This is a genomic window from Bacteroides sp. 1_1_14 (assembly GCF_000162515.1).
Lineage (GTDB): Bacteria > Bacteroidota > Bacteroidia > Bacteroidales > Bacteroidaceae > Bacteroides > Bacteroides thetaiotaomicron.
In genome coordinates, this window is the sequence record NZ_GG774719.1 from 1 (window position 1) to 4,566 (window position 4,566).

Annotated in this window: 2 protein-coding genes and 1 pseudogene; 2 read left to right on the forward strand and 1 reads right to left on the reverse strand. The window is 37.5% G+C overall.

Annotated elements, in window-relative coordinates; all coding sequences use genetic code 11:
* Positions 1-2,091, reverse strand: a pseudogene (locus HMPREF9007_RS00570) (DUF4965 domain-containing protein); the annotation flags it as partial.
* 304 nt (positions 2,092-2,395) lie between these two features.
* On the opposite strand from HMPREF9007_RS00570, the gene HMPREF9007_RS26935 reads away from it, so the two are divergent.
* Both HMPREF9007_RS26935 and HMPREF9007_RS00565 read left to right on the forward strand, forming a co-directional pair.
* Entirely contained in the window at positions 2,396-2,587 is a 192-nt protein-coding gene (locus tag HMPREF9007_RS26935) for a hypothetical protein (protein ID WP_008763856.1), read from the forward strand.
* Positions 2,588-2,632: 45 nt separating this feature from the next.
* Positions 2,633-3,916 carry a site-specific integrase gene (locus HMPREF9007_RS00565; RefSeq protein ID WP_008763857.1) on the forward strand — a complete coding sequence of 428 codons (1,284 nt, stop codon included), beginning with the start codon at positions 2,633-2,635 and terminating at the stop codon, positions 3,914-3,916.
* Positions 3,917-4,566: the final 650 nt, after the last annotated feature.

Consider the following 4,566-nt stretch of genomic DNA (forward strand, 5'->3'; position numbering starts at 1 on the left):
ACCGCCATTTTCTTGGCTATACCTGCATATTTCTCTGCAACATCATATAAACCAAGCATATGCGCCATTTCGCTATATCCGGCTACACCCATGATCGCTTTTACTGAAAGATTGGCATTATGGGCCCAATGACCGGCGAAGTCATCCGTGCATAATTGGTTCTCCGGGTCCTGTCCATACTCTACGAGATAGTTTGTCCAAGTAGTTAAGAGATCCCAATATTTTTTTTACATAATCAGCATTCCCTTCGATTTTGCTAATAGCAGCAGCAAGAATTACCATGTTACCTCCTTCTTCAATTGGCATGTCACCCCCATACACTTGACCATTAGCAATAGGATAAGTCCCTAAATCGTGTGCTGGAAAAGGTTTGTTCCAACGACCGCTAGCACTATACTCAAAGATGCTAGTCATCATAGCTTTCTGTAATTCAGGGTTATAAACCAAAAATAGTGGTGCGGATGGATAAGTTAGGTCTACTGTATTTACACAACCATTACTGTTGTTTTCTTTAGAGAACCATAACAAGTTACCTTCTTTATCAGTAAAGAGTTTATGAGCAGAGATCACTTGGCGATAAGATGCCGAACAGATTTCTGCATATTTTTTGCCGCCTGCCTTTTCTGCATCGTCATAAATAAGTTCGTCAAAGGCGCGACAACGTTCCATAATAGCCTGATAGTTGTCTCTCAATTTTTCGAAAGCATCGAAGATAGTCACTTTGCCATCATGCTTCCAATAGCCCATACGCTTCTCGTACATATACTCAATAGAGTAAATGTCATCATAACCAAGCATCATGAATCCTTCTTTCCCGCTATTAGAGACAGAACCAAGATTGTGAACATATGCCATAGCCGGATTATCTTCCTCTTTACGAGTTGTCCATTTAGCCTTTGTAGTGGCTAATGTACCATTTTTCACGAATGATTCTTTCATTCCGTAATAGTCTCCCAAACTGACTGATTTACCTGATCCATTCGTACTAGCAAGATATGCATAACCCCAATCAGCACAAATCAAGTCACCTCTTCGGTCACATATTGGTTGATCGATTGAACCTGCTTCTACATAACTGATACCGTTCTTTGATAAGGTACGAGCAACAGTAGGCTGGTTACTTTCGTTAATAGCCAGTTCAGGAGTTGTCTCCATATAGAATTGTACATCATGAGTTTTTTTATCTAATGAACGTACACGATAAGAAACATAGTTTATAGGAGTTGACAATAAATCAAGATCATCAATCAATTGAGGAGCGGTAAACACGACATCAAGCTCTACAGGACCACAAGTGAAAGTATAGTAGGTGGAAGTAGCCAATACGTCTACAGATTTCTGAACAGCTTCATTTGCAAACTTAACAGCATTTTCCTTCTCACGAAACAATCCGAAATCGACATATGAACCACCTGTAGTATTGTGGCAATGGACAGCGATTACGTTCTTACCTTTACGAAGTTTCTTTTTTGCTTCTTCTGAAAGTTTCAGATATACATTATTCTTCCAGACAAGTCCTGTAGAAACAAGCTTTTCCCCATTTAGATACAACTCAAATACATCATCATGAGAATAGATCAGATAAATATCTTCAGCGATATTCGGTTCATTAAAATCGAAAGTGCGACGAATGTAGATATCGGTATTGTCTCCTTTCCATTCTGTGTGAATACGTTCCATATCACGACTACCAAACGCTGCTTTACCTTTCTTCCAATTGCTATCATCAAACTGAAATTCTTGCCATCCGTTTGATGGTTGGCTGTTAGTGTACGCTGCTTCCCAACGTTCTACATTAGTCATAGGAGCAATAGGTACCAGATTAATTTTATCTTTCCCCAAAAAACGATATACTTTTCCGTCAACACGCAGAGCACCCAATAAAGGTTTCTTCGCACTTGTCCAATGCTCTGTACTACCTTCCATTAATTTATCATAGGGTGACCAGATCGAAAAATAAGGATCTGAAACGATAATAGGCACCGACGGAGCACGTAGCGCTATATCTTTTGCAGGTTTTAATAAGTCAACGGTCTGGGCATTTGCCAACAAGCCGACTGAAAGAGCCATTATGGCTAGCAATTTCTTCATAAATATTTGCTTTAAATTAATCTTCAAATCCAAGGTTATCCATCCATCAATCTTATTTACCTCATAAAAAAACAAGCCCTAAGTATTCTTTTAAATCCACTTTTTACCTTAATACTATCTCACCTTTGAATAATTGCAATCTTTATACCCGTTTTCCTATACCTTTAATATATAATATCAGTACTGTCATATTTAGGATGAAATGTTATGGAGAAGCGGCTAACAAATCGTGTATTTCTAGCAAATATCGAGCTTTAACAAACTCTTTATTTTCCATAGTATCTCATCTTGATGACACAAAATAATGGAATTAATAGAAGAAACAAGGAAAATCTGTGTTCAAGAAAGGACAAAATCTATTCTTTTTTGGATTTCAAACGTTCTTTTAACATACGGAATAGGGGCTCTGACGTTGTTTGAGCAGTATTTATCCTTTTTTGAGCAGATTTTATCCTTACCAACCCAAAATGAAGGTCTATTAATTGATGACTTCTAACTTTAACAAAAGAGATATTGGTCATTTCAGATAGCTTTCGTAAATTTGCAACACGAATGCAATACTGATTATACCATCGCAAAATATATACCATATATTAAGCCCAAGTACGTTACCCAAGAGGGAACTACTGTCCTTTATGTTCGATATAATTACAATCGGAACAAGCGCACGCTTATCTCTACCGGATACAATATCAAACCGGAACATTGGGATGCAAAAAGGAAATGGATTAAGCGTGCATGTCCCCATTATGAAGAAATTGACGCCTGCTTGATTAAGATAACATCTAAGCTCGGTGATATTCTCACCTATGCTAAAGTAAACGGCATAGATCCGACAGTTGATTTTGTCTTGCTTGAATTAGAAAAGAACAGGGAATATGATCTGCGTCCTAATCGGGTAGATATGTTTGATGCATTAGAACGGTATATAGTGGAAAAAGCACCATCCGTCTCTGCAGATCAAATAAAAGACTATCGAACACTCCGCAAGCATCTGACCGCCTTTAAAGAATACTCATCACAACCTGTAACATTCCGCAACTTGAATCTGACATTTTACAACGAGTTTATGGATTATCTATTTCATAAAGTAGTAAAACCAAACGGAACTGTAGGGCTGCTCACCAATTCTGCAGGAAAAATCATACGTTTGTTGAAAGGCTTTGTTAATTATCAAATAGTAAAAGGAATTATTCCACCGATTGACCTAAAGAACTTCAAAGTTGTAGAAGAGGAAACTGATGCTATTTATCTAAATGAAAAGGAGCTGGCTGCAATATACGAACTTGATTTATCAGATGATAAACAATTGGAAGAGATACGGGATGTATTCATTACCGGGTGTTTCACAGGATTACGATACAGTGACCTTTCAACTTTAAGTCCTGAGCATATTGATTTGGATAATGAGAATATAAATCTCAAACAGCGGAAGGTACACAAGGCTGTAGTGATTCCCATGATTGATTATGTGCCTGAAATTCTTAAAAAGTATAATTATGATTTGCCTAAAATCCCACGATACATGTTTAATGAGAGAGTCAAAGAGTTGGGGCGGAAGATAAAATTGAGCCAGAAGATTGAAGTTGTCCGCAGGAAAGGTAAAGAGCGAGAAAAGAGAATATATGAGAAATGGGAAATGATCTCTTCCCACACCTGTCGGCGATCGTTTTGTACAAACATGTATCTATCTGGTTTTCCTGCAGCAGAACTAATGCGTATATCCGGACATAAAAGTCCATCTGCGTTTATGCGATATATTAAAGTGGATAATCAGCAGGCTGCTAAAAGACTAAAAGAGTTGCGTGCCAAATTAGCCAGATGAATTCCTTAGGGAGATAAAACTATAACCATTTTTAGAATAAGACAACAGGCGTTAGTTTCCTCGGAGGAAACGCCAGTTCCCTTTAAAAGGAACAGTCGTTTCCATTAAAAGGAACGTCCGTTCCCTCACCGGGAAACGACAGTTTCCATTCCAAGAAATGACAGGTAACTATAAGTTACTGATATCTAACCACATAAAGTACTATCGGTAATATTATAGAGTTTATGTTCATGTCCAAACAGATATGCTTCATTCTTACATCGTTAGAGCATTTAGACAGATGAAAATAAAGTTTTTAAATAAATCTATAAGGAACTGCTATTCTAATATATAAGACAAGTATCTCATACTTCCTATAATTCTTTTCTTTCTGTAACTTATTTATTCATGTATAATACATAGAATTACAATACAAACGCAATACAATTCAATCATAATCCATTAATTAATAGGATGTTAATGTGTTTGCGGGTCGTTTGGACAGGACCCGGAGAACCAATTATGCACGGATGACTTCGCCGGTCATTGGGCCCATAATGCCAATCTTTCAGTAAAAGCGATCATGGGTGTAGCCGGATATAGCGAAATGGCGCATATGCTTGGTTTATATGATGTTGCAGAGAAATATGCAGGTATAGCCAAGAAATGGC